This is a genomic window from Streptomyces sp. CA-135486 (assembly GCF_050936555.1).
GTDB lineage: Bacteria > Actinomycetota > Actinomycetes > Streptomycetales > Streptomycetaceae > Streptomyces.
Map to the genome: position 1 here is coordinate 1,515,873 of NZ_JBNJMM010000001.1, position 23,778 is coordinate 1,539,650.

20 protein-coding genes are annotated in these 23,778 nt (G+C 68.1%); 18 read left to right on the forward strand and 2 right to left on the reverse strand.

All coding sequences use genetic code 11. The annotated features are described in order from the left end of the window. Positions 1-21 precede the first annotated feature (21 nt). The 5 genes from ACQEVG_RS06720 (at position 22) to ACQEVG_RS06740 (ending at position 5,555) form a co-directional block, all read left to right on the forward strand. Positions 22-1,038, forward strand: coding sequence for a hypothetical protein (locus tag ACQEVG_RS06720; RefSeq protein WP_037640462.1), 1,017 nt, complete (start codon positions 22-24; stop codon positions 1,036-1,038). 84 nt (positions 1,039-1,122) lie between these two features. After that, complete coding sequence (locus ACQEVG_RS06725; RefSeq protein ID WP_432978475.1) at positions 1,123-2,658, forward strand: amino acid permease; 1,536 nt, start codon at positions 1,123-1,125, stop codon at positions 2,656-2,658. Positions 2,659-2,705: 47 nt separating this feature from the next. After that, the gene (locus tag ACQEVG_RS06730; protein WP_432978478.1) at positions 2,706-4,049 is read left to right on the forward strand and encodes a glutamine synthetase family protein; all 1,344 of its coding nucleotides are present in this window, start codon (positions 2,706-2,708) and stop codon (positions 4,047-4,049) included. Positions 4,050-4,158: 109 nt separating this feature from the next. After that, positions 4,159-4,503: a LuxR C-terminal-related transcriptional regulator gene (locus ACQEVG_RS06735; protein ID WP_432978481.1), complete on the forward strand. Its 345-nt coding sequence runs from the start codon at positions 4,159-4,161 to the stop codon at positions 4,501-4,503. Continuing rightward, entirely contained in the window at positions 4,500-5,555 is a 1,056-nt protein-coding gene (locus ACQEVG_RS06740) for a phosphotransferase enzyme family protein (RefSeq protein ID WP_432978484.1), read from the forward strand. Before ACQEVG_RS06735 ends, ACQEVG_RS06740 begins: the two co-directional genes overlap by 4 nt. Before the next feature lie 140 nt (positions 5,556-5,695). Here ACQEVG_RS06740 and ACQEVG_RS06745 read toward each other — a convergent pair whose 3' ends face one another. Continuing rightward, positions 5,696-6,172, reverse strand: coding sequence for a TrmO family methyltransferase domain-containing protein (locus ACQEVG_RS06745; protein WP_432978487.1), 477 nt, complete (start codon positions 6,170-6,172; stop codon positions 5,696-5,698). 379 nt (positions 6,173-6,551) lie between these two features. Between ACQEVG_RS06745 and ACQEVG_RS06750 the strand changes: the two genes are divergently transcribed. The 4 genes from ACQEVG_RS06750 (at position 6,552) to ACQEVG_RS06765 (ending at position 14,875) form a co-directional block, all read left to right on the forward strand. Beyond that, positions 6,552-8,441 (forward strand): ATP-binding cassette domain-containing protein, encoded by a 1,890-nt coding sequence (locus tag ACQEVG_RS06750; RefSeq protein ID WP_432978490.1) that lies wholly within the window; start codon positions 6,552-6,554, stop codon positions 8,439-8,441. 198 nt (positions 8,442-8,639) lie between these two features. Further along, positions 8,640-9,659: a hypothetical protein gene (locus ACQEVG_RS06755; RefSeq protein ID WP_432978493.1), complete on the forward strand. Its 1,020-nt coding sequence runs from the start codon at positions 8,640-8,642 to the stop codon at positions 9,657-9,659. Beyond that, positions 9,643-13,980 carry a caspase family protein gene (locus ACQEVG_RS06760; protein WP_432978496.1) on the forward strand — a complete coding sequence of 1,446 codons (4,338 nt, stop codon included), beginning with the start codon at positions 9,643-9,645 and terminating at the stop codon, positions 13,978-13,980. The genes ACQEVG_RS06755 and ACQEVG_RS06760 overlap by 17 nt, the downstream gene beginning before the upstream one ends. 418 nt (positions 13,981-14,398) lie before the next feature. Then, on the forward strand, positions 14,399-14,875 hold the full coding sequence (locus ACQEVG_RS06765) for an NUDIX domain-containing protein (protein ID WP_432978499.1): 477 nt from the start codon (positions 14,399-14,401) through the stop codon (positions 14,873-14,875). A 7-nt stretch (positions 14,876-14,882) separates the two neighbouring features. Here ACQEVG_RS06765 and ACQEVG_RS06770 read toward each other — a convergent pair whose 3' ends face one another. Further along, positions 14,883-15,101: a hypothetical protein gene (locus ACQEVG_RS06770; protein ID WP_383365715.1), complete on the reverse strand. Its 219-nt coding sequence runs from the start codon at positions 15,099-15,101 to the stop codon at positions 14,883-14,885. A gap of 81 nt (positions 15,102-15,182) precedes the next feature. Between ACQEVG_RS06770 and ACQEVG_RS06775 the strand changes: the two genes are divergently transcribed. From ACQEVG_RS06775 to ACQEVG_RS06815, 9 genes are all read left to right on the forward strand, one after another. After that, positions 15,183-15,557, forward strand: coding sequence for a hypothetical protein (locus ACQEVG_RS06775; protein ID WP_399102862.1), 375 nt, complete (start codon positions 15,183-15,185; stop codon positions 15,555-15,557). Further along, positions 15,547-15,978, forward strand: a complete 432-nt coding sequence (locus tag ACQEVG_RS06780; RefSeq protein WP_383365719.1) for a DUF6093 family protein — start codon at positions 15,547-15,549, stop codon at positions 15,976-15,978. The genes ACQEVG_RS06775 and ACQEVG_RS06780 overlap by 11 nt, the downstream gene beginning before the upstream one ends. After that, a complete protein-coding gene (locus ACQEVG_RS06785) occupies positions 15,978-16,406 on the forward strand; it encodes an HK97 gp10 family phage protein (RefSeq protein ID WP_432978504.1) in 429 nt (142 codons plus the stop codon). Before ACQEVG_RS06780 ends, ACQEVG_RS06785 begins: the two co-directional genes overlap by 1 nt. Next, entirely contained in the window at positions 16,403-16,846 is a 444-nt protein-coding gene (locus ACQEVG_RS06790; RefSeq protein ID WP_383365724.1) for a hypothetical protein, read from the forward strand. Before ACQEVG_RS06785 ends, ACQEVG_RS06790 begins: the two co-directional genes overlap by 4 nt. Positions 16,847-16,977: 131 nt before the next feature. After that, positions 16,978-17,610, forward strand: coding sequence for a hypothetical protein (locus ACQEVG_RS06795; protein WP_383365727.1), 633 nt, complete (start codon positions 16,978-16,980; stop codon positions 17,608-17,610). A gap of 2 nt (positions 17,611-17,612) precedes the next feature. Then, on the forward strand, positions 17,613-18,167 hold the full coding sequence (locus tag ACQEVG_RS06800; RefSeq protein WP_432978509.1) for a hypothetical protein: 555 nt from the start codon (positions 17,613-17,615) through the stop codon (positions 18,165-18,167). A gap of 26 nt (positions 18,168-18,193) precedes the next feature. Beyond that, positions 18,194-18,508, forward strand: a complete 315-nt coding sequence (locus ACQEVG_RS06805; RefSeq protein ID WP_432978512.1) for a hypothetical protein — start codon at positions 18,194-18,196, stop codon at positions 18,506-18,508. 33 nt (positions 18,509-18,541) lie between these two features. Beyond that, positions 18,542-22,810, forward strand: coding sequence for a phage tail tape measure protein (locus ACQEVG_RS06810; protein ID WP_432978515.1), 4,269 nt, complete (start codon positions 18,542-18,544; stop codon positions 22,808-22,810). Continuing rightward, on the forward strand, positions 22,810-23,766 hold the full coding sequence (locus ACQEVG_RS06815) for a phage distal tail protein (protein WP_432978518.1): 957 nt from the start codon (positions 22,810-22,812) through the stop codon (positions 23,764-23,766). The genes ACQEVG_RS06810 and ACQEVG_RS06815 overlap by 1 nt, the downstream gene beginning before the upstream one ends. The last annotated feature ends 12 nt before the right edge of the window (positions 23,767-23,778 follow it).

Sequence of the window (23,778 nt, forward strand, 5' to 3'; positions counted from 1 at the left end):
TGTCTGTCCGGGCGGTCGCTGATGCGCCCGGTGTATCACCCCGCTGGCGCGGATGACGACCTACGCGTCGCGCTGGTTGAACTGCAGGCAGGTCGTTGGAGGGCTGCTCGGGACCTGTTACGCGGCACGCAGGCCCATTGGACGCTTCGGACTTCACGCACTCAGGTGCTGGCGGTCGCTGCTGCGCGCTCCGATGTGGTCGATGTGTGGCTGGCTGAGGAGCCGGACAGCTACGACGCCCAGGTGATGCGGGCACGGGTACTCGCCGAACGCGCTCTGCGCGCACATCGCCAACAGCACCCGGGAGTGGCGGACCTCGAAGCCGGTGCGCGGCATACGGCACTGTTGGCCGCTCGCCGCGCGCAGCAGGATCCCGTGCCGTGGGTATGTCTGCTGGCCTTGGCGCAGATCGACTCCCGCCAGGTGCTGCGGGAGCATCGTGAATGGTCGTCGGAGCCGATGCTGCCGAGCGGGCCGTGGGGGCTGCTGCACGAGGTCAACCGTCGCGACCCGTACAACCGCGAAGCCTTCCACCGGGTGCTGCAGTTCCTGCTTGCGCGGGAGGCTCCCCGGGCTGCGTCGTTGGCTGCTGTCTTTGATTTCGGCAGGTGGGTGGCTTCGTGGGCACCGATCGGCTCGCCGCTGCTGCTTCTGCCGGTGTACGCGCAGGTGGAGCAGTGCCGACAGCAACTGGCGCAGGGACGGGTCGATCCATTGTGGCGGCGGCAGTGGGTGGAGGAGCCGACGCTCACCTACACGCTCAAAGCCTTCGCCGAGTGGTTCCTGAAGGGGGACCGGCACTTGCGGTCCGTGGCCGATATGAGCCACCTGGCCTATGCCTTGTGGGTCAGCCACAACTTCGTTGAAGCGGCCGAAGTTTTCGCCGCCATGGAGCCTTACGCGTCGCGCGAGCCGTGGGGCTCGGTGGCTGAAGGCCCCTCGACGCTGGACCGTGGCGAGGCGCTCTTGCTCCGGGCGCGAAGGGAATCGTTGTCCTTCGCGCGTACGCACGGGCCACGCGTCGGCCCGCATCCCTGACTGTTCCCGCTGCAGCACGTGGTTGGCATGAACCCGCCCATCGCACGTGCTTGACCCCGTCCCTCGTTTACTGGAGGTTGCTTCATGTTCCGCTCAGGCCCGAGCCGTCAGCGTGCTGGCGGCAAAGCCGATGACGTGTACCTGCGCGAGCTCGGCTACGAGCCAGTGCTCACCCGGCGCATGGGGCCGTTCGGCAACTTCGCCATCAGCTTCTCCGTCATCAGCGTCCTCTCCGGTTGCATGACGCTGTACGGCTTTGGCCTGGGCACCGGAGGCCCGGCCGTGATGATGTGGGGCTGGCTCGCCGTCGGCCTCATGGTGATGCTCGTCGGCGCCGGACTGGCAGAGGTCACCTCCGCTTACCCCACCTCCGGCGCGCTGTACTACCAGGCCGAGCAACTCGGCGGGCGCAAATGGGGCTGGTACACCGGCTGGCTCAACCTCCTAGGCCTCCTCGGGGCGATCGCCGGCATCGACTACGGCGCCGCGCTGTTCACCGGCGCCTTCCTGAACCTGCAGTTCGGCTTCGTCCCCACGCCGGGCAAGATCCTGGCGATCTACGTCTGCATCCTCGCCCTCCACGCCACCCTCAACCTCTTCGGTGTCCGGTTGGTGAGCATCCTGAACTCCATCAGCGTGTGGTGGCACCTGGGCGGCGTCGCCCTGATCGTCGGCGTGCTGGCGATCGTGCCCTCCCACCACCAGGACCCGTCCTTCGTGTTCGGCGAGTTCGTCAACAACACCGGCTGGTCCAACTCGATGTACGTGGTGCTGATCGGGCTGCTGCTGGCGCAGTACACCTTCAGCGGGTACGACGCCTCCGCACATCTGTCGGAGGAGACCACCAACGCGCAGGTCTCCGCCTCCCGCGGCATCGTGCGAGCGATCGGCTGGTCGTGGCTGGCCGGGTTCGTGCTCCTGGCCGGGCTGACCTTCGCCATCCAGGACTACACCGCCACCCAGGCCACTGCCACCGGGGTGCCGCCGGCGCAGATCTTCCTCGATGCCATCGGGCTCGCCGGGGCGAAGGCTCTGCTGCTCGTGGTGATCGTCGCGCAGCTCTTCTGCGGCAACGCGGAGACCGCTGCCGCCAGCCGTATGGTGTTCGCCTTCTCCCGGGACGGTGCCCTGCCCGGTTCGCACCTGTGGCGCCACGTCGATGCCCGCTCCGGCACGCCGACGCGCGCCGTGTGGCTGTCGGTCGGCGTGGCCGCAGTGCTTGCGCTGCCGTCGCTGTACAGCCCGACCGCGTACGCCGCGGTCACCGCGATCAACGTCATCGGGATCACGCCCGCGTACGCCATTCCGATCTATCTGCGGGTCCGCAACCGTCACCGCTTCCAGCCAGGCCCGTGGAACCTGGGCCGCTGGGGCGTACCCGTCGGGGTGGTCGCCGTCGCCTGGGTGGCCTTCGTGACGGTGCTGTTCTGCCTGCCCCAGACGCGTCCGGACTCCGGACTCGTCTCCGTGACCACGTTCAACTACGCACCCATCGCCCTGCTGATCGTGCTTGGCCTCGCGTCCTTGTGGTGGCGCGTCGCGGGACGTGACTACACGGTGCCGGCCGCCGCAGCCGACGCCAACTCGGGCATGGCGAAGATCCAGGAAGAGGTCGTGTGATGAACCAGGCTGAGGCCGCGCCGACCTCCGCGGATCATCCTGCTCGCGTGTTCGGTGTCGAGGAGCTGCGCAGGGCCGTCGGTGCTGGGCTGATCGACACAGTGCTCCTTGCTGTTCCGGACCTGCAGGGGCGCCTCAAGGGCAAACGGTACGGGGCACGGCACTTTCTCAACCGCGTGCTCGACGGTGGCGCTGAGATGTGCGCCTACATCCTGGCCACGGACCCCGAGATGACCCCGGTCGACGGATTCGCCCTCACCTCCTGGGCCAGCGGGTACGAGGACCTGCGCGTCGAGCCGGATCCGTCGACGCTGCGGATCCTGCCCTGGATGCCACGCACCGCCCTCATCCTCGGCCACGCCCTCGGCCCGGAAGGAGAGCCCATCGAAGTCGCTCCCAGACAGATCCTGCGCCACCAACTGACACGCCTCGCCAGCCACGGTCTGCACGCCCAGGCCGGCCTGGAGACCGAATTCGTCCTCTACCGCGGCGCCTACACCCCGACCAGCAGAATCGGCCTCAACGGGCTCGTGCCGGTGACCGTCGACAACCTGGACTACGCACTCGACCACCCCCCGGAGTACGACCGGTTCTTCCGGCGCCTGCAGGGCTCGCTGTCCAGGGCCGGGATGCCGGTGGAGGCCATCAAGACGGAAGGTGCTCCCGGCCAGGTCGAGGTCACCTTCCCCTACGGAGCGGCGCTATCCGCCTGCGACAACCACGTCGTCTTCAAGCACGCCGTGCGCACCCTGGCCAACCGGTCCGCCATGACCGCCACCTTCATGGCCGCGCCCCAGACCGGTGTCGCCAGCGGACTCCACCTGCACATCTCACTCACCCGCAGCGGCAACCCCATGCTCTCCGACCCAGCCGGCCAACTCTCCGAGACCGGCGGGCAAGCGGTCGCCGGACTGCTCGCGGCCCTCCCCGGGCTCGCCCCGCTGTATGCGCCGAACACCAACTCCTACAAGCGATTCACGCCAGGCTCCTTCGCCCCCACCCACATGACCTGGGGGCCGGACAACCGCACCTGCGCTATACGGATCGCTGGCCACGGCACGGGACTGCACCTGGAAGTCCGTCTCCCTGGGGCCGACGCGAACCCCTACCTCGCCCTCTCCGCCGCCATAGCCGCCATCGTCCATGGCATAGAGCCGCGTCTCACCCCGCCACCGCCCTGCACCACCAATGCCTACGAGACCGTGGACGTACCCCTCGTGCCGCTCACCCTCGACCAGGCCCGCTCCGCCTTCCGGCACAGCCCCGTCGCTCAGGGGTCGTTCGGCAAGGGCGTCGTCGAACACTACGCCCACCTCGCCCAACTCGAGCTCGATCATCACCGCGGCATCGTCACCGACGCAGAACAGGCCCGCTGGTTCACCCGCGCCTGATCCACGCTGCCAGTGACCAGGCCCGGACGGGGAGGCCCCCCTCGCCGGTGCTGGCCGCCCCGGTAGCCAGCCATAACCCGGGCGGGTTGAAGAACGAAGAAGGAAGAGCATGTCTGCACGCCCCAGTACGGTTCCCGACCGGCTGACCCCAGCACAGGACCGGGTCCTCCACAAGATCGCCAACGGTCTCGACACCGAGGCGACAGCCCTCGCCCTCAACATCACGCGCGGCACGGTGAGCGTCCAGGCGTCGTCCACGAGCCGTCGGCTCGGGGTGAGCGGCCGCGCTGCTCTCACCGTGCTGCGCGACTCGGCCTTCAGCGACGTCACCGAGACCATCATCCCTGTGCGCCGAACGTGGAGCGTCGAGTACGCCACAGGCGATGTGCTCACCGAGGACAACGCGTTCACCGTGCACACCGCCCGGCGGCATTCCTCCCTGGAAGGACGATGAGCGAGATGGACACCGACTGGAACGAGGAACTGGTGGCCGACGTGCTGGCCGACCAGTACGGGATCGCCGTCGAAACGGTCGAGATGGTGCCGATGGGCACCGACACCATCAACCGGCGCGTGCTGACGGCCGACGGCCGCCGGCTCTTCGTGAAGGAGTACGGGGCGACCGTGGACCTCACGGCAGTCCGAGCGGCCTGGGACATGGCGGAGTACTGCCGCGCGGCACAGCTTCCCGTGCCGAGGGTATGGCCCGACCAAGACGGCAGTTTCGTCGCGGTGGCCGAAGGAAGTGCTTGGGCGGTGGCCGATGAAGCTCCGGGTCGGGTGGCCACCTCGGCGATGACGGTAGCGCGAGCCGAACAGATCGGCATGGTCCTGGGACGTATGCACCGAGTCCTGGCCGCCTATCCGCTGCCCCGGCTACGGCAGCACACACGGTGGCGAACCGGTTCGGTCGAAGACTCCATGGTCAAAGCCGGCGCCGTGCTGGCGGCCGCTAAGCGGCAGCAGCACCCGGACATGGTGCTTCTGAGCCACGAACTCAACCAGCGGTGCGATGACTTGCGCGCACACGTGGACGGTCTACGAGCGGGGCTTCCCGAGGAGTTCGTGGAGCAGGCTGTGCACGCCGACTTCACCCGCACGAACATGCTCGTCCTCGCCGATGTCGTCACCGGCGTCATCGACTTCCGCGGAGCGAGGGCGTTTCCGGCCTGGGAGCTGGGGCGCGCTGCCTTCGACCCCCGTACGGTCGCCATCAGCGACCAGTGGGCTGACTGCGCTCTGGTGATGATTCAGGCTTACCGATCTGAGAACCCCACTCTGCCGTTGGCCGACGTCGTGGCGTGCGTACGTGTTGCGCTGCTCTACATGCTGTTCAGCTTCTACGGCGCGGTCACATCCGAGTACGGCCTGCCTGCGGAAGCGGAAGCGGACTTGCAGCGGCACTGGCACGAGCGGCAGACCAGCATCAGCCGACTCCTGGACCGCTTTGCGGATCTCGAAGATGTGCTCCGCTCCACCACTGAGCGACCTGGAGGCCGACCGTGATCGATGCGTGGCACTGGCTCGTGACCGGCAGCTCTTACCCCTGCCACCCGCATGCCGTCTCCGGAACCGCGGAGCCCGCCAAGGGGTTGCACGAAAGGGTGCTGAAAGTGGCATGTTCCCGCGCTGAAGCGCGCCCTGGCTCAGTCTTGAGCCTGGCCCCAGTAGTCCGACAGCATCTCGGCTGGCCACTTCGGCTCCCGGACTTCGCCACGGGGACCCATTTCCGCGAAGTATGGCCCCAGGTCGTAGACGGGGGTGCCGTCGATAGCGTCGAGGTCGGTGACGTGCAGGTCCAGGCCGTTGACCTTAAGGAGGCGTGGGAAGGACTGCGCGAGCTGGTTCAGGCGACGATGGTTTCGGTGCACGAACGTGCCGGTGGCCGGCCACCGCGGGTTGTTACGAGGGCTGCGTGCATGCAGGGCGACATCACTGGGAGACGCCTTGTGGAAGTGCCAGACGACCAGCAGGTGGGAGAACTCCTCAAGGCCCCGTACCACCTCGAGGGGGAAGTCGCTGTTCAGTCGGATGATCGCGCTCCCGCTCCAATGGTCGTCGGTGACTTCGGTACGCCCTCCAACCACGATGCCGATGGGCTTGATCTCCAGCGACTGAGTCATGCGCTTTCCCCTTGATCCTCGTCGTGACGCCGTCAATCTACGGGGGCCAGACGGGCGTCAGAGCATCCAACTCGGCGATGGCCGGGGAACCGACACGCTGCCGTGGCCCTCACGTTGGTCATCACGCCGTAGGGCGACGGAACACGGTCGCCCCTCGGTCAGGAAACCTCAAAAGTCACAACCGCCACAGGTGTCGGCGTTTCGGCCAACTTCGGTCGCCCTGAAAGCCGTACGTCACCACGACCACGCGTTCGACGCCCCCAGATTCCAGGCCTGTGCGTCGTCCGAAATCGAGCGCGTTCGATTCGCTCGCAGCCTCGTTGAGCCTGGCACCGCGACACCGCCCAGGTGCCGCAACAACCGCACAGGAGGGACGCAGTTGACCGCCACTGACACCCCGATCGAAGCCCCGCAAACGCCCCCTCCTCCGCCCCCAGCGACCATCTCGTTCGAGAGCAACTACGGGAAGAACCCGCTGGGACAGGCCACCTTCACAGCCATGTGCGCCCGGCTGCCCAGCGTGTTGCGGCAGACCGCGCAGATGGCGTGGGCCATCGACCGGCTGGCCGTCATCCTGCTCCTGGTGTGCCAGGTGCTCACCGGCGTTACCGCCGCCGTAGTGCTGGCATTCACGGCAACGGCCATGCAGCACCTCGTCGGTGACGGGCCCGTGTCCGAACGGCTGCACGCCGCCTTCCCCGCGCTCGTGGTCATCACGGCAGCGGTCGCCGTTGGCCGAATCTCCAGCGCGCTGTCCTCCTACGGTGACGGCCGGATCAGCCCCGGGTTGATCACGGCGGCCGACACCGCCCTGGTCGAGGCAGTCTGCCGAGTGGAAGCCTCCGCATACAGCGAAGACGGGTTCGCCAACCGGCAGGAAGCCGCCGAAGTCGGCGTCTCGCGCACCACGATGATGGTCAAGGACGCGCAGCGGTTCACGGCTGCTTCCGTTCGTATGATCGCCGCCAGCGGAGTCCTCACGGCGCTGCACCCTCTGATGCTGCCGTTGCTACTCCTGGCTGTCGTGCCCGCGGGCCTCGGTGCCGTGCTCTCCGCCCGAGTCGACTACGAGACGCACTACGCCAACGTCGGTGACCGCAACGTACGAGGCATGATGCGCTGGTGGGCGACCACCTCCCGACACGGCGACGAAGTCCGTGCCAACGGCATGACCGACTACATCGTGTACTGGTACCGCACTCTGTCCAAGCGCATCGACCAGCGCACCCTTACTGCTGCTCCCCGCATGCTGCGCATCGTGCTGACCACCTCGGCTCTCGGTGGCATCTTCCTCCTCGCCACCTGGGCCACCCTCGCCTGGCTGGCCTCCACCGGACGCCTGGACCTGGCCATCGCCGCCACCGCTGTCGTCGCCGTCCAGACCACCTTGGCCGCCTTGTCCCAGCTCGTCATCAACGGCGCCGCGCTGTTCCACACCTCCCTGTACCTCGCCGACATGCGCTCCTTCCTCGACCTCGCCGCCGAGCGCGCCCCTAAGCGCGGCAAGGAGAAAATCTCCGCACCGGTCGAAGAGATCCGTCTGGAGGAAGCGGTCTACTGCTACCCCGGCAAGGAGCGGCCAGCCGTCGACCACGTCTCCCTCACCCTGCGCCGGGGCGAGATCCTGGCGATCGTCGGCGAGAATGGCTCCGGAAAGTCCACCCTCAGCCGATTGATCACCGGGATCCTCCTACCCGATAAAGGCAGCGTGATCTGGGACGGAGTCGATCTGGCCTCCGCAGACCCGAGCAGTGTGTGGGCGCACACCGGCCTGGTCCCGCAGATCTTCGCTCAGTGGCCCCTGCGCGCCCGGGAGAACGTAACGCTCGGACAGCCCCGCACCTTCAACGACGATCCCGTGTGGGAGGCCATCGACGCCGTCGGCATGCGCACCGCGATCGAAGAACTGCCCAAGGAACTGGACACACTCCTCGCCCGGGAGTTCTTCGGTGGCTCCGAACTGTCCGGAGGACAGTGGCAGAGGTTGGCCTGCTCCCGTGCGCTGTACCGGCGCTCGGCACTCTTGATCCTCGACGAGCCCACCTCGCAGATGGACCCACGCGGTGAGCACGACATCTTCGAGGAGATCAAGAGCATCGCCGCAGACCGCATCACGGTGGTGGTCACTCACCAACTCGAAAACACCAAGATCGCCGACCGGATCATCGTCATGCAAGACGGCCGGATCACCGAACAGGGCCGATACCAGGAACTCGCCAACGGCGGTGGGCTCTTCGCAGAACTCCTCGCCCTGGCCAAGGACCGCTGATCACCTGACCAAACCCATGTAGGATCCGCGATTCCGTCAGCACTAGTTCCTGCGGAAACCTACGAATTCGGCTCGGTGAGCAGTTGCGTGTCGGTGCGTCTTGAGCAACCGGCGATTTGTGACCCTGAGGACGGTCACTCAGGGTGAGATCCAGATTCGGGGCTCTGTGACAGCCCGCTAGCGAACATCCCCGCATGGGTGAGCAAGATCCCTTCCTCCATGTCCTTCACTGTCTGCCGGACCTGGGAACGACTCGGCGCAGTTGTTACGCGGACGCTGCTCGACTTCATCCGGTTGGCCCTGGTGGCCGAGCTTTCCCGGGCGGTTCAGCAGAGAATTGTTGATATGGCGGCGATTGCGGGGATACATGGGATCGCGCAGCAGTACAGCGGCGGCTATCAACTCGCGTCACTCTGGTATGACGCACTGCGAGACGGCTTGGTTGCCGCAGGACAGCAATCTGCGGCGCAAAGGCTGACGGCCAGCGATGTGCGGGTTGTGTTCTTCGGGGACTTGTTCCGCCCACGAGGTGCGATGGCGGCACACGACCCGCCATACACATCCGCAGATGTCCAGACTGGTCTGGAGCGTGACCTGCTGAATGAGTTTTACCGCGCCACAGTGGCCCAGGATCCGTCACTCGGACCGCCGGAAGAGGTCATGGGCCCAGGCCGGGTCGCAGCGCAGGTCATGGTGGAGCGAATGCTGCGCGCGCGTGCGTTCGCCGGAATCGCAGAGCGGGCATTGGTCGGTGACCTCAAACAGGTCACGCGGTTCCTTTCGTGTGCCTCGATAAAGGAACGCGTGCTGAAGCGCGTGCAGGCGGAGATCAGCGACGACACGCGCGTTCTGATCGGACACTCTCTAGGATCCGTGGTTGCGTATGAGTACCTGTATCAATGTCGGCCAACCTCTGTGGAGCTCCTGGTGACCCTCGGGTCGCCGCTAGGGATCCCCAATCTGATCTTCGACCGGCTCACTCCCACACCGACCGATGGGAAGGGTGCCTGGCCGGGCGGCGTAGCGGGCTGGGTCAACGTTGCCGATCCCAACGACGTCGTCGCCCTGCGTAAGGATCTCGCTGAGCTGTTCTCCGGATCACCGCCGAACGTGAAAGTCGATGACCGTCTGGTCGACAACGGTGATCAACCGCACGCCGTCAACCGCTACCTAGGCGCCAAGCAGACAGGGAGCGCGCTCGGTGCAGCCCTTGCCTGATCCATCCAAGTTGCCCGAGCGGGTGCTGCTGGCCGCCGGTACAGAGACTTACCGGGCCAGCCACCTGTTCCAGACGCTGACAAAAGTCCCCACTGCGTTGAAGACGGTCGTTGAGGCACTTGAAGAGCGAGGTGTTGCCGCGGTAAGCCACGCTCCGGGTTATTGCATTGACCCCGGGCGCGAGGAGCTATGCAAGGCGGTGCAACAGGCCGCGCGTGCAGCGAATGTCGTGATCGTCTACTACACCGGCCATGGGCTCCAACCCGAGAGAGGTAGCTATTATCTCGTTCTGCGGGACTACCTTCCAGGTGCGCTGACCCGCTCCACGCTCATGGCAACGGACCTATGCGAGCTGCTCACCCGCCGGGACGAGGGGGAAGGGCTCGAAGCAGCCCAGCCGACGGTGTTGCTCATTCTCGATTGCTGCTTCGCTGGAGCCGGCGGCATTGAGGTGATCCGCGCCGCTGTCCAGGGAATCGGCAATCCCAACACCTGGGTCATGGTTAGCTCGGGCCCACTCGAGTATGCCCAGGAGGGAGTCTTCGCCAAGGAATTCGCCAAGGCACTGCGGAAGCCGCCGACCGGCACGACCTCAGCCCCGCCATATATCCACCCAGATATCATCGCGCAAGCCATCAACAACGCGCATGCCAGCGAGGGGCAGCGGGTCCGCGTTTTCGCACCGGCTGCGGGGGTGGAAGAGCCTCCGCCGTTCTTCCCCATCCTCGACCCTGGCATCCCGGGCGTCACGGTGGCCGAGCAGCATTGGCTGTCCCGGCTGCGCGGCACGCCGCAGGAGTCCACCAACGGCTTCTACCTCACCGGCAGGACCGGACGCATTCGCGCTGCGGAGGACCTCGCGAAGTGGATGACTGGCCCGCAGCGCGGGGGGCTCGCTGTCGTCACAGGCAGCCCGGGCACAGGCAAATCGGCGCTGCTTTCTCTGACTGTCTATCTCAGTAGAGGGCCCGACCGTGAGCGGCTGCTCGCGTCGGCAGGGCCCGACCGACTGATTACCCTCACGGCGACCCTGCTCCAGACAGACACTTCGCTCGTCTCCGTTCACGCCCGCGGCCTAACCACCGACCAGGTCGCCCGCGCGATCGCGGCGGGGCTCGGCCGCGACGCCGACACCGCCTCGGGCCTGCTCGAAAACCTGGAGTCCAACCCCATTGACGTTGGGCGGGTCGTGGTCGTCGACGCCGTCGATGAAGCTAACTCCGTCGCGACTCTACTCGGCAGCCTGCTCCTGCCGCTGACGCGTCGACACGATCTGAAGGTTTTGGTTGGCGTGCGCAGTCATGGGCTCACCCACATTGGCGAGGCCGACCTAACCATCGATCTGGACACCGAGCCCTACCTTGATCCAGATGCCCTGGTCGACTACATCCGCCAACTGCTGCTCGCCTCCCGCGAAGGCATCACCACCCCTTATCAACCGGCCCGCCACGCAGCAGATGGTCGACCGGATGACGTTGCTGCCGCAGTTGCCGAGGCGATCGCCCATCAAGCCACAGCTTCAACCGGCCGAGGCCGCGTCGCCGAGTCCTTCCTCATCGGCCAGTTGCTGGCCCGGGCCGTACGCGAACGCGCCGAGGTGGTCGACGTCACCAACGACTGGCAGTCCCAGTTGCCAGCGAGTGTGGGTGATGCCTTCGACGAAGATCTGACCCGCTTGACGGGTAATAAGACGCCTCTGGCCCACGCCTTGCTGGAGGCCTTGGCCTGGGCTAACGGTCCCGGCCTGCCCTGGGAGAACCTCTGGGTCTCCGTCGCTCAGGCACTAGCCGATCAGGGAGAGGAAGGGCCAGGCGAGGGCAGACCGATCAGCGACGCGGACGTGCGCTGGTTGTTGGACAAAGCCGGGGCCTACATCGTCGAGGACCTCGGACCAGGCGGGCGGTCAGTCTTCCGGCCCTTCCACGACCTCATCGCCGCCCATCTCCGCGGCCAACCCAGTGTCGAGCAGAATAATGCCGACCCTGTGTCTGGCGATGCCTGGCAGCAGCGCCGAGCTAGGACACAGCAGGCCATCACCCACGCGCTTCTGCGTACCGTGCCATCCGACGCACCCGGCCGCCGAAACTGGCTCGCTGCCCACCCCTATCTGCGTACCTACCTGGGGCAGCACGCAGCTGCTGCCAGCCTCGATGCCCTGTCCCTGCTCGTGCATGACCTCGACTTCCTCGCGGTGGCCGACCCCGCCACCCTCACCCCCCTTCTCACCCCCACCGCCCCGCACCTACGCAACAGAGCACGTCTCTACCGACGCGTCCGCCCCTTGCTCAGCGAGGATGCCCGCGCTAACGCCGCCTACCTTGAAGAGGCCACCCTCGTCGTCACAGGCGCCCCTGTCCCGGAAGGTTCCACCGGGATTCTCCCGCTGTACCACACCCGCATGGCCAAAGCCTTTCGTGATGACAGCCTGCTCACCTTCAAGGGGCATAACGGATGGGTCGTCTCGGTGGCGATCACCGCCACGCCGGATGGTCGGCTGCTGCTTGCCGCTGGCGACGAAGGCGGGACGGTACAGCTGTGGGACCCGGCCACTGGCGCCGCCGTCGGCGAGCCGCTCACCGGCCACCGCGGTGATGTGCAGGTAGCGTTCACCGCCACGCTGGATGGTCAGTTGCTGCTTGCCGCTGGCGACGAAGGCGGGACGGTACAGCTGTGGGACCCGGCCACTGGCGCCGCCGTCGGCGAGCCACTCACCGGCTATCCCGGCCAGGTTCGCAGAGTCGTGTGGATACCCACCCCAGAGGGGCGCCGGCTGCTGGCCCTGAGCGAATTCGAGAACACGGTGCAGGTGTGGGACCCGGTCACTGGGGCCGCGGTCGGCGCACCACTCCCGGGTCACCAGGGCCCGATCTTCGCAGTGGCGCTCGGCAGCACTCCTGCGGGCCGTCTGCTGATAGCTACCTGCGCCCTATTGGGGCCGGTGCGGGTGTGGGACCCGGCCATCGGCATTGTGGTCAGCGAGCCTGCGGCAGGCGAGCACAGCTCCGTGCACGCCCTGGCGTTCGGAACCACACCAGACGGCCGTTGCCTGCTCGCCACGGGCGACAGTGAGGGGACGGTGCGGGTCTGGGACCCGGTCAGTGCCGCCGCGGTCAGCGACCCACTCATCGGCAACACCGGCCACGTCTATTCGCTGGCGTTCGGAACTTCCCCCGAGGGGCGACTACTGCTGGCCTCGGGCGACCACTACGGGACTGTGCTGATACGGGACCCTTTGACCGGCGCTCCGGCCAGCACGCCGCTGCACGGCAGCACTCGCTCGGTGCTATCACTCGCGTTCGGCACCTCAAGGGAGGGCCAACTCCTGCTGGCGTCTGGCGGTCGTGACGAGATGACGCGGCTGTGGTGGCCAGCCAGCGACGCTGAAGTCAGCGAGCCGATGACCGAATACCAGGCCCCGGTCCTTGCGGTGACGTTCGGCGTCTCCCTGGAGGGCCGACTGCTGCTTGCCTGTGGTGACGAAGCCGGCTTGGTCCGGGTGTGGGACCCGGTCAGTGACACCCTGGTCGGGGAACCCCTTGTTGTCCACGACGATGCGGTGGATTCGATGGCGTTCGGCAACACGCCGGAGGGCCAACTCGTACTTGCCTCTGGCGGCCGGGACGGAACAGTAGCGGTGTGGGACCCCATTGGCGGTAGCCCAATCATCGAACCGGTGTACGCCCACCACCGCAGCTCGGTGGGGTCGCTAGCGTTCGGCACCTCGGCAGAGGGACGATTGCTGCTGGCATCGGGCGACCACTCTGATGTTGTTCGAGTGTGGGACGAGGCCACGGGCTCCGCCGTCGGCAAACCCGGCCGCCTCCCCTCGGGGTATGTCTCCATGGCGTTGGGTGCCTCACCAGAAGGTCGACTGTTGCTGGTCGGCGGGAACTATGCGGGCACGGTGCGCGCGTGGGATCTGGGCAGCGGCGCTCCGATTTGCGAACCGCTGTACGGCCATGACGACATCGTGAGCTCGCTAGCGTTCGGCGTTTCCCCGGAGGGCCGACTGCTTGTGTCTTACGGCAGCCGTGACGGGACGATCGGGGTATGGGATCTGATCAGCGGCACCCTGATTGGTCAACCGTTGCAGGGCCACACCGGCGCAGTGGATGCGATGGCCTTTGGCCGCACTCCACACGGCGAACTGCTGCTGGCTTCGGGGAGCGATGACGCCACAGTGCGACTGTGGGGCCCGACCTCGGCGACATGCCTGGCGACTCTGCGCCGCCGGTCGAAGGTCCTCTCTCTCGCATTTGCCGGGCCGATGCTGGCGATCGGCGACGGTGAAGGCTTCTCCGTGATCGAGTTCCAGGGGTAAGCGAGATGGACCGTCGGTGAGGCGACCAGGCCCGTATGACCCCACATCTGATCCCGGCGACGCCGTGGGCATCTTGCCCGTACGGCGGGCGCTGCCCGCGCGCCGTACCGCCCTGCCGGGCACCGTGCGGACGACCAGCAACAGACTGAACGACGATCGAAATGGCCTCAAAGGGGACCACTACTGAAAGTAGCCATTGTCAACGACATCGCGGATTTGCCAATCCACTGCTAACGAACTGCCTTCATTGCTAACGAAGTTGCGGATCCTAGAACCCACGCACCTCGCCCTACCCAAGGAGTGAAGTGACCCACCAACCTGGCGGCGGCTGGACCCGCCATGGCCACCTGGAGCCCGTGCGTACCCAGGACTTCTGCATCAGACGGGACGACGTCACGCGGCCCGACGGCAGCGGACCGTGTTCGAGTACCAAGAGATCGGGCATGGCGCGGCCGTCGTCGCCCAGCGTGGAGACGGAAAGATCGCACTCGTCCGCGTCTGGCACTACCTGCACGGCGACACCCTCAACCTCCCCGGCGGAACGATCGAGCCGGGAGAAGACCCACAGGAGGCAGCCCGACGCGAACTGGAGGAAGAAGCAGGCGTGATCGCGCAGCAGCTCACCCCCCTCACCGTGACACGCCTGCTGAACCGCTCGACCGTACGCCTTCACCTGTTCGCGGCGATGGATCTCACCCCCGGCGAGCGGAAGCTCAGCGGCAACGAGAACGGCATGACTGTGGAGTGGTGGGACCTGCAAGACGCAGTGGCCGCAGCTACCGACGGCTCCATCACGCTGGCTGGCGGGGCACTCGGAATCCTGCTGTTCGCAGAGCACACGCGCTCGGGGCGTTTGGGGGAAATGGCGGGGAGAGGTGATCCCGCTCATCGGTAGGCGGGCGTCACTCCTGTTGTGAACGCTCGTCGTAGCGGGCCTGCGCCGCGCCCTGAACGAACTGTGTGAGGAGGCCGGCGCAGCCGCCCGCGAATATGGCGGCGACGATGCCGCCTGTTGCGATGTCGGGCGTGCTGACGATGATCGCGATGGCGACGGCGCAGGTGACGATGATCCCAAGTGGCTTGGTCGGCACGCGGTACCACCACGGCGTACGTGCCCCCATGGGCACCTCCCCGTCCACGTGCCGGATCGCGTAGATATCGTACTGGCAGGGCTGTCCGACAGCCGTTCTAGCGTCGTGGGAATGGATCACGACAGCGACGAGAACGTGCACCGAGTACAGATCACCGCTCGCGGCGCGAAGGCCGCGATCGAGATCGACGGGCGGCGGGTAGACCCGGGTGCGTTGAGTGGCTACACCGTCAGCCACCGAGAAGGAGAGCCGCCGCAGGTGGTCCTCTACTCCGGGGACCACGTCGAAACCATCTTCGAGGGCATGGCCCGTGTCGCTGTTGCCGACGTGCCCGACCCCGGCCCGGCCGCCGCCGTCTTTCTGGCGGCGATTGACGCTGCGGAACTGGAGCGGGTTGCGCTGGCCAGGCCCGACCTCGGTACCGGCCCGCACTCCCTGACTCAGGCGATGCTCACCCAGCTCGTGGAGTGGGCGCGTGGCCTTTGACGTGGAGGGTGCACGCCGGGTTGTCGGCCGCATCCTGGACGACAAGCTCGAAGTGTGGCGGGACGGCGCCGGCCGCGCGGACGATGTGCTGGACGAAGCCACCGGGCAGCTCGTGTCCCCGACGCCTGACGAGTGCTTGGTCTGGGACGGGCTCGGCGCCGTGATGCCGCTGGGCCGTCCCGCGATCACCCGGCCGCTGAGCGGTGCCGTCGCAGTCGAGCCGCCCACGACGGACTACCAGGCCGTGCTCCCCGTTGATGCTCCGGAACTCCGGCCGGACGACGTGGTGCGCGTGGCCGGATCGGTGAGGCCCGGCGGGCCGCGTGATCCTCAGCTGATCGGCCGCCGCTTCCGCGTCTCGGACGAGACCGTGGGCACCTATAGCGTGGTGCGCATCGTCAGGGTGCAGGTGATCGACTGATGGCACCGGCGAACCCGCACCCCAACGCCCACCCGGACGCGACCGCGTTCCGTGATCCGATCGCGCTGGCCGCCGCCCTGGCCCGGATGGGTCCCGCCACCCGCGCCCGCACGCGGACGATCACCCGGCACCACGCCACGCTGCTGCGGGTCCGCATCCAGCGGAACGCGAGCGGCAGGCCCGGACCGAACGTGATCACCGGGCAGTACCGCGCCTCCTGGGACGTGCGGATGCGCACCGCTGGCGGCGAGGTCACCGCCGAGGTGTTCTCCGACGCCCCGCAGGCGCGACGACTGGAATACGGCTTCGTCGGCGTCGACAGCCTCGGGCGGCACTACCGGCAGCCGCCGTTCCCGCACGTCGAGCCCGCGTTCCAGCAAACCGAACCGGCGTTCATCCAGGCCCTGGCCGACGGGGTGCTGCCGTGATCGCTCGTCTTCCGGTGACCCGCGCGCTCGCCGCCCTCCTGGAGCACACCACGGGCCGCCCTTGCGGTGTCGGTGAACTCCCGCGCGTTCAGGGGAAATCCGGCTGGGAGCCCGCGCCCGTCCCGTACACGATCCTCGACTCGCTGCCCGCCGAGTTCGCAGGCCCACCCCTGTGGGACTGGCACGCCGATGCCTCCTGGTCCTACCAGGTCACCTCGGTCGGGGAACGAGCCGATCAGGTCGAGTGGCTGGCCGACCGCGTACGCGCCGGCGTCGTCGGCCGGACCGACGGACGCTGGACCCACGACCTGCACGTTCCCGAAGCACGCGTCATCGACCGGGAGTTGACCTACGACGCCGGAGGAGAGCCCTCGGTGTCGGCGGCAGGCGCTATCGTGTCCTACGTGCAGCGGGTCACGATCACCGTGACCCCAGCATGAAGAATCGATTCTTCTGATCCTCACCGCGGAGGCCCGCGCGGACGCTAGGCCCCAGGCCAGGCGAACCCCCTTTGAACCTCAAGGGGCAGGGCCTCGGCACGGGACGCTGCCCCAGAAGTGGGAGCGGACCTGTGTCCACGAGCACGAAGAAGACCCAGACCCGATTTCTGCGGCGCGGCATCTCCAAGATCCTGTGGTCCAAGGACCTCAACGACCCGAAGTACCCCAGCCGCCCAGAGATCACCAACGCCTTCGGCCTGACCGACGCCGTCTCGGACATCGAGGGCTGGGCGCTGGAGAACGACCCCATCGAGACCCCCGACATGGGCTCGACCTTCAACTCCTCGATCCCGGGCAACGACAAGGCCGAGAACTCCAGCCTGACGTTCTACGAGGACCGCTTCTCCGACGCGATCGAGCAGCAGCTCCCCAAGGGCGCGAAGGGCTACATCATCCTGCTCCGCAAGGGCGACCTGCCCGGCTCCCGCTCGGTGGACGTGTTCCCCGTGCAGGTCGCCACCCGCGCCGCGACGTACAGCACCGGCAACGAAGCCGCGAAGTTCAAGGTGGACTTCACGATCACCGACGAGCCGTCACTCGACCGCCCGGTGCCGCAGGCCCATCCCCGTCCGCTGCCGGACGAGGACTGCGACGACGACCACGGGCACGGCCACGACGGTGACCACGTCGACGTGACCGTGGTCAGCACCACGAAGACCAAGACCGAGGCGACGGTCCGCGAGCACGACGCCGACGAGGGCTGATCGTGTCGCGCCCCGCACAGGCCAAGCGCCCGTCCCCCTCCGCCACGGCGGCGGAGGGGGCGTGGTCGGCCAAGATGGAACGGCTCCGCCGCCGAGCCCGCCCGCAGAACCGGCTCCGCATCTGCGATGACGCCGAGCTGCGCCAGCAGTACGAAGAGGCCGAGCAGGCCGCCCGCCGTGCCCGGTTCGTCGCCGAGGCCAACCCGGGTGACGAACTGGCCGCGCGCCAGGCAACCGACGCCGATGCGGCGCGGGACCAGGCCCTGGCGGCGCTCGACGTTGCCTCGGAGTTCCTGACCTTCCGCGCACTGCCGCGCCCGGTGCTGGAGGAGCTGATCTCCGAGCACCCGCCCACCGAACAGCAGGCGGAGGAGGGGGCGATCTTCAACGCCGACACCTTCCCCGCGGCGCTGGTGGCGGCGGCCTCCGTGGACGGCATGAGCCGTGAGGAGGCCGAGGAGCTGCTGAACGGCTGGTCGGCTCCGGACGCCAACGCGCTGTGGGACGCCGCCTGGCAGATCCAGCAGGAGAGCCGGGTCGAGCTGGGAAAAGGCTGAGCCGTGACGCCGGCCTGCGCGCCGAATTGGAGCTGTGCGAGCGGTATGGCATCCCGCACTCGCAGTTCCTCGGCGGCGATGGCCGCTGGTCCGACCTCGACCGGGCCAAGGCGTTGGCCTGGGCGGAGTGGCAGCGGTCGGTGTGTCCGGAGTGCCACACCCGGCTGGAGGAGTGGGACCGCGAGCGAGGCGGCGACCCCCACGCCTACGTCACCGACACCCTGCGCTGCCCAGGCTGCGAGCTGATCGAGCAGGAACGCGATCACGTGCCTTCGGACCGGTCCGGCTACGGCGTGAAGATCCAGCTCCTCCCGCGCGAGCAGTACGAGCCGCGCCCCTGATCCACCCCCGCACCACGTAAGGAGGCCGCCGCGGTGGCCGGGTTCACCCTCACGGTCGCGATGCGCGCCGAGGTCCGCGACCTGATCGCGGGAACCCGTGCTGCCTCCGCGCAGATGCGGACCCTGGGGGACCGCACCGACGCCGCGAACCGATCCCTGGCCCGATTGGACGCCAACGGGGCCCGCCTCGCTTCGCAGTTCGCCGCGCTGAATCGTTCCGCCCGCGGCGCCGTCGGTGAGCTGAACCGGATCACCGCCCGTGCCGGGGCCGCCCGTGCGGCGCTGCGCTCGGCGGGGGACGACGGCGCACGGTCCATGTCCCGGCTCCAGCGGGCGACCGCCGGCGCGGGACGGCGCGGCATATCCGCCACCAACATGCTCGCCGGTGGCGGCCTGCTGCTCGGCGCGGGCGAAATGATCCAGGAAGGCAACCGCTACCAGAAGCAGATGAATCTGTTCCGGGCGGTCACCTCGGCCACCGCCTCGCAGATGAAGCGCGCCGCGGTCGTGGCGCAGGAACTCGGCAACGACCTGTCGCTGCCCGGCTCGACGGCGGCTGACGCCGCCGAGGGCATGGTCGAACTGAGCAAGGCCGGTTTCCGGGCGGACCAGTCCATCGACGCCGTCCGGGCCTCACTCCAGCTCGCCTCAGCGGCCGACGTTAACGCCGCCACGTCGGCCAAGTACTTGGGCGACATCATGGACCAGTACGGTCTTGGTGCCGACCAGGCGGCACGCGCCTCGGACACCTTGGCCGCCACGGCCAACAACGCCTCGGGCTCGATCACCGACATCTACTACTCGATGCGGTACGCCGGGCCCGTCGCCAACGCTCTCGGTGTCTCGCTCCAAGACACCGCCGCCGCGGTCGGCATGCTCGGCAAGAGCGGCATACTCGGTCAGACGGCCGGAACCAGCCTGCGCGGGATCTTCGCGAACCTCGCGGCGCCGACCCCCAAAATGCAGGGCGCCCTCAAGGACTTGGGCATCGATGCCTGGGACGCCGAGGGAAGGTTCCGCGGGCTCCGGGTTGTCATCGACGGTCTGTCCAAGGCCGAACACGACTTGTCCCAGAAGGACTTCACCGCCGGAGTCACCAAGGCGTTCGGCAAGCCCGCGCTGAGCGGCGCCGCAGCACTCGCACACCAGGGCACCGAGTCCTTCGACGCGCTGTCGGTCGCGGTACGCCAGACCGGGGCTGCCGCGACCATCACCGCCTCGCGCGGCCAGGGCCTGACCGGCGCGATGACTCAACTGCGCACCCAGGCCCGGCAGACCGGACTCGCCCTCTACGAAGGCATGGCGCCCGGCCTGGAATGGGTGACGCGACTGCTGACGCGGGGCATGGCCGGTGCCACGCCGTACCTGACCACCGCGCTGGAGTACGGGCGCAACCTCGCCGTGCTGTACGGGCCCGAGCTGAAGGCCAAGACCAGCGCAGGGCTCGGCGGGCTCATCGATGAGGCCCAGGCGCTGATCGGCCCGCTGAAGGAGTTGGGTGAACACACTCTGGCCACCGGCCTGAACCTGCTGATCAACGCGGGCCGCACGCTCGGCGACGTCCTCCGCAATGCCGCCGACGGTGCAGAACCGATCCTGAAGGCCATCTCCGGAATCGGACAGGACGGCGGCGCCGCAGCCGGCACACTCGACATCATCGCGACCGTCGCCAACCTGGCGATGGACGCGGTCTCCGGACTGTCCGCCGTGCTGGTCCCCATCGGCCATATCGTCGGTGGTCTCGTCAGCGCCTTCGGCGCGCTGCCCGCCCCCATCCAGTCGGCGGCCCTGGCGATGCTGCTCTTCCGCCGTGCGCAGCCGGGCCTGACCAACCTCGCCAACACCGTCACCGGCCCCGTACGCAGCGGCTTCACCAGCTTCAGCCAGCAGATGCGGGTCCAGCAGAGCCTGGCCGCGAGCGCGGGCGTATCGCTGTCCCGGTACGGGGCGGCCTGGGCTGCGGTGCAGGCCCGCGTCGGCTTCCTCGGCAACATGACCGCCGCGTTCCGCAGCGCGAACGGCGCGGGCGTGACGTTCATGGGGACGATGAACGGAGTGTCCCGCGCCGCCGGTTCGGGCCTGCGCTCCGCCATGTCCGGCATCTCCGGGGCCCTGGGCGGCCCCTTCGGTATCGCGATGGCCGGTGTCTCGGTCGGCCTGGGGCTGCTCGCGGCCCGTCAGCAGCGCGCGGCACAGGCAGCGGCCGAGCACCAGTCCCGGATCTCCTCGCTGACCTCCGCGCTGCGGGAGTCGGGCGGCCAGGTCAACGGCAACGTACGCGGGCAGGCCGCTCAGGTCCTGCTCGACACCAAGGTCAGCCAGGGCCAGCTGACCAAGGTGATGGAAGACGCGGGAGTGTCGGTTTCCTCCCTGACCGACGCCTACCTCGGCCAGGGCACGTCGCTGGACGCGCTGCAGAAGAAGCTCCAGGCCACAGCTGACAAGAACAAGGAGTACGTCGACAAGGCCGGCGGGAAGGTGAGCACCCTCGAATACACCGATGTCGGCCAGCAGTACAAGGACGCCGCAGACGCCCTGGGCAGCGTCAAGGGCGAGATGGCCGAGTCCATCAAGAACGCGAAGGAGCTGGCCAAGGCCACCAAGGGCGCGAGCGACGGCACCTCGGCGTACGACCGCCTCAAGAGCGCGGTCGGCGGCCTCGCCGACGAGACCGCCGAAGCCGACACCCGCACCCGGTCCCTCAAGAGCGCCCTCGACCTGCTGTCCGGCGGACAGATCTCCCTCCAGGCCGCCAAGGCCAAGGTGAATAGCGCCGTCCTCGACTTGAAAGAGGGCGGCAAGAACCTCAACCGGGGCCAGGGCTACGGTGGCAAGCAGCTCGTCAACGAGGACAAGACCCTCAACACGACTACACGCAACGGCCAGCAGCTCTACACCCAGCTCACCTCCCTGTCCGACGCGGCGGCCGACGCTTCCGTCGCCACCTTCGACCTGGCCAAGCGCAACGGCGAGACCCTGCCGGCCGCGCTGTCCAAGGCCCGCGGGGAGATGAGCCGGGCACGCGCGGAAGCGATCCGGGCCGCCCGCAGCTACGGGCTGACCAAGGTCCAGGCCGAGGGCGTCGCCGACAGCCTCGGCCTGCTGCCGTCGAAGGTGTCGCTGCTGCTCCAGACCAAGGGCATGGACAGCACGCTGGCGAACCTGATCGCGGTGCAGGCCGAGTTCCACCGGCTGCCGAAGCAGAAGACGATCAAGGTCGACTCCCTGAGCGACGGCGCGCAGAAGAAGCTGCGCAGCCTCGGCTTCACCGTCAAGACGGTCCCCGGCACGCGGCAGATCAAGATCACCGCGCCGACCGCGGGCGCCCGCAAGAACCTGGACGTGCTGATCGACAAGCTCGGGCAGACCCCGAACGCGAAGAACGTGAAGGTGTCGGCGCCGACCGCCGCGGCGATCAAGAGCCTGGAAGCCGTGCAGGCGAAGATCCGTTCGACGCCCGGCGCGAAGTCCGTCATCGTGCGCGCGCCGACGGCCGAGGCCCGCAAGCAGCTGGAGGCGCTGGGGTTCCGGATCGAGAAGGTCCCCGGATCGAAGAACGTGAAGGTCACCGTGCCCACCGGCGGTCCGCGCAAGGCGGCCGACTCCATCCAGCAGCGCATCAATGCCCTGCGTGGCAAGGAGGTTACGGTCACCACCCGGCACGTCTCGGTCTTCAGTGGACTCGCCGAGCAGAACACCAACATCGCGGACGCCATCGAGAAGCAGGCCGAGGCACAGGCCCGCGCCGCCAAGCGGCATGCCGACGGCGCGGTGGTCGACTACTTCGCCGACGGCGGGCTCACCGGCGCAGGCCGCCGCGAGCGGCACGTCGCACAGATCGCCCCGGCCGGCAGCTACCGCATCTGGGGTGAGCGGGAGACCGGCGGGGAGGCCTACGTGCCTTTGGCCGCCTCCAAGCGCGAGCGCAGCAAGGCGATCGTGGAGGAAGTCGTTGACCGCTTCGGTGGCCAGGTCGACTGGTACGCCAACGGCGGCCTACGCGGCGCTCGTAGCCGCGACTATCCGCCGATGCTCGCCAGCAGCTTCAAGCAGGCCCGCAGCGTCGCGGCGATGGCGGGTGTCGTGCGCTCCTTCGACATCCGCACCGGTAGCGACCGCGCCCGCGCCCGTGTGGTGGACGCCCGGGCCGGCGGCCGGGTCCAAGTCGTCGTGGTGCGCGAACAGCAGCCGCTGATCGGCACCATGCCGGTCACCGTCACCGACAGCTCCGCCACCCCCGAGCAGATCGGCAACGAGATGATGCGCACCCTGCGCAACGCGCAGCGGGGCGGGAGAGTGTGATGACCACAGCACCGAACAAGCACAGCCGTCCCGAACTCGCCCCGTGGCAGTACGAGATCGGCGGCGTCGTCCTCGGCACCGGCAGCTACGTCCCGGTCGGGAACGTCGAAGGGCTCGGATCGCCCGGCACCCGGCCGCAGGACGCCGACAACTCCAACAGCGATGGCACCGCCCCGGGCCGTGACTTCTACGGCCCGCGTCCCCTGCGCTTCGAGGCGGGCATCAAGACGCCCGGAGATCCTGTGAAGGCCGCCGAGATCCTGGCCCGGCTGGAGCGAGCCTTGGACACCCCCGATGCCCGTACCAATCCCGACGGCCGTCACGTCCTGCGGGGCCGGTGGCCCGGACATCCAACGCGCCGCATGTACGGGCGACTTCGGCGCATGGAAGCGACCAGCACGGCCAACGCGGTGCACGGGTGGATACCCCTCGACATCGAATTCGTCGGCCTGGACAACCCTCGCTGGTACGACGACGAGCTGTCGAAGCTGACGCTCGGCCTGGACCAGGCCGCCCGCCCCCGCAGCGGGGACCGCACCGTCGATGAGGCAATGGGCCGACCCGCCGCCTGCCGCCGCCCGGCCGACCCGCAACACCACCCGGCCGACGACCGCCCCGGATGGGTCATCAACCACGGCGACGTGCCGACCTACCCGAGCCTGCGCGTGCACGGCCCAGTCGCCGACCCGCGCATCTGGAACACCGTCACCCGCCGCGTCCTCGAACTCGACCTGTCGCTGCGGGACGGCGAGTGGGTGGAGATCGAGACCCGGCCCGGCACCTGCTGGGCCCTGCGCAACGGCGCCGTCAACGTCGCCAACGACCTCAGCCCCGCATCCCGTCTCGACCTGTTCACCCTCCCGCCCGGACGGTCCGAGATCGCCTGGAGCGCGACCGACCCGTCCGGCACCGCGCGCCTCGAGGTGGCGTGGCGATCGGCGTACACCACCCTGTGAACGGAGAGCACT

What these genes read in the sequence shown, in the direction of transcription:
- ACQEVG_RS06770 (WP_383365715.1), bottom strand. Translation starts at nt 15,101, where the DNA reads ATGGGGGCACGTACGCCGTGGTGGTACCGCGTGCCGACCAAGCCACTT.
- ACQEVG_RS06775 (WP_399102862.1), top strand. Translation starts at nt 15,183, where the DNA reads ATGGATCACGACAGCGACGAGAACGTGCACCGAGTACAGATCACCGCT.
- ACQEVG_RS06785 (WP_432978504.1), top strand. Translation starts at nt 15,978, where the DNA reads ATGGCACCGGCGAACCCGCACCCCAACGCCCACCCGGACGCGACCGCG.
- ACQEVG_RS06720 (WP_037640462.1), top strand. Translation starts at nt 22, where the DNA reads ATGCGCCCGGTGTATCACCCCGCTGGCGCGGATGACGACCTACGCGTC.
- ACQEVG_RS06815 (WP_432978518.1), top strand. Translation starts at nt 22,810, where the DNA reads ATGACCACAGCACCGAACAAGCACAGCCGTCCCGAACTCGCCCCGTGG.
- ACQEVG_RS06745 (WP_432978487.1), bottom strand. Translation starts at nt 6,172, where the DNA reads ATGACTCAGTCGCTGGAGATCAAGCCCATCGGCATCGTGGTTGGAGGG.
- ACQEVG_RS06725 (WP_432978475.1), top strand. Translation starts at nt 1,123, where the DNA reads ATGTTCCGCTCAGGCCCGAGCCGTCAGCGTGCTGGCGGCAAAGCCGAT.
- ACQEVG_RS06735 (WP_432978481.1), top strand. Translation starts at nt 4,159, where the DNA reads ATGTCTGCACGCCCCAGTACGGTTCCCGACCGGCTGACCCCAGCACAG.
- ACQEVG_RS06740 (WP_432978484.1), top strand. Translation starts at nt 4,500, where the DNA reads ATGAGCGAGATGGACACCGACTGGAACGAGGAACTGGTGGCCGACGTG.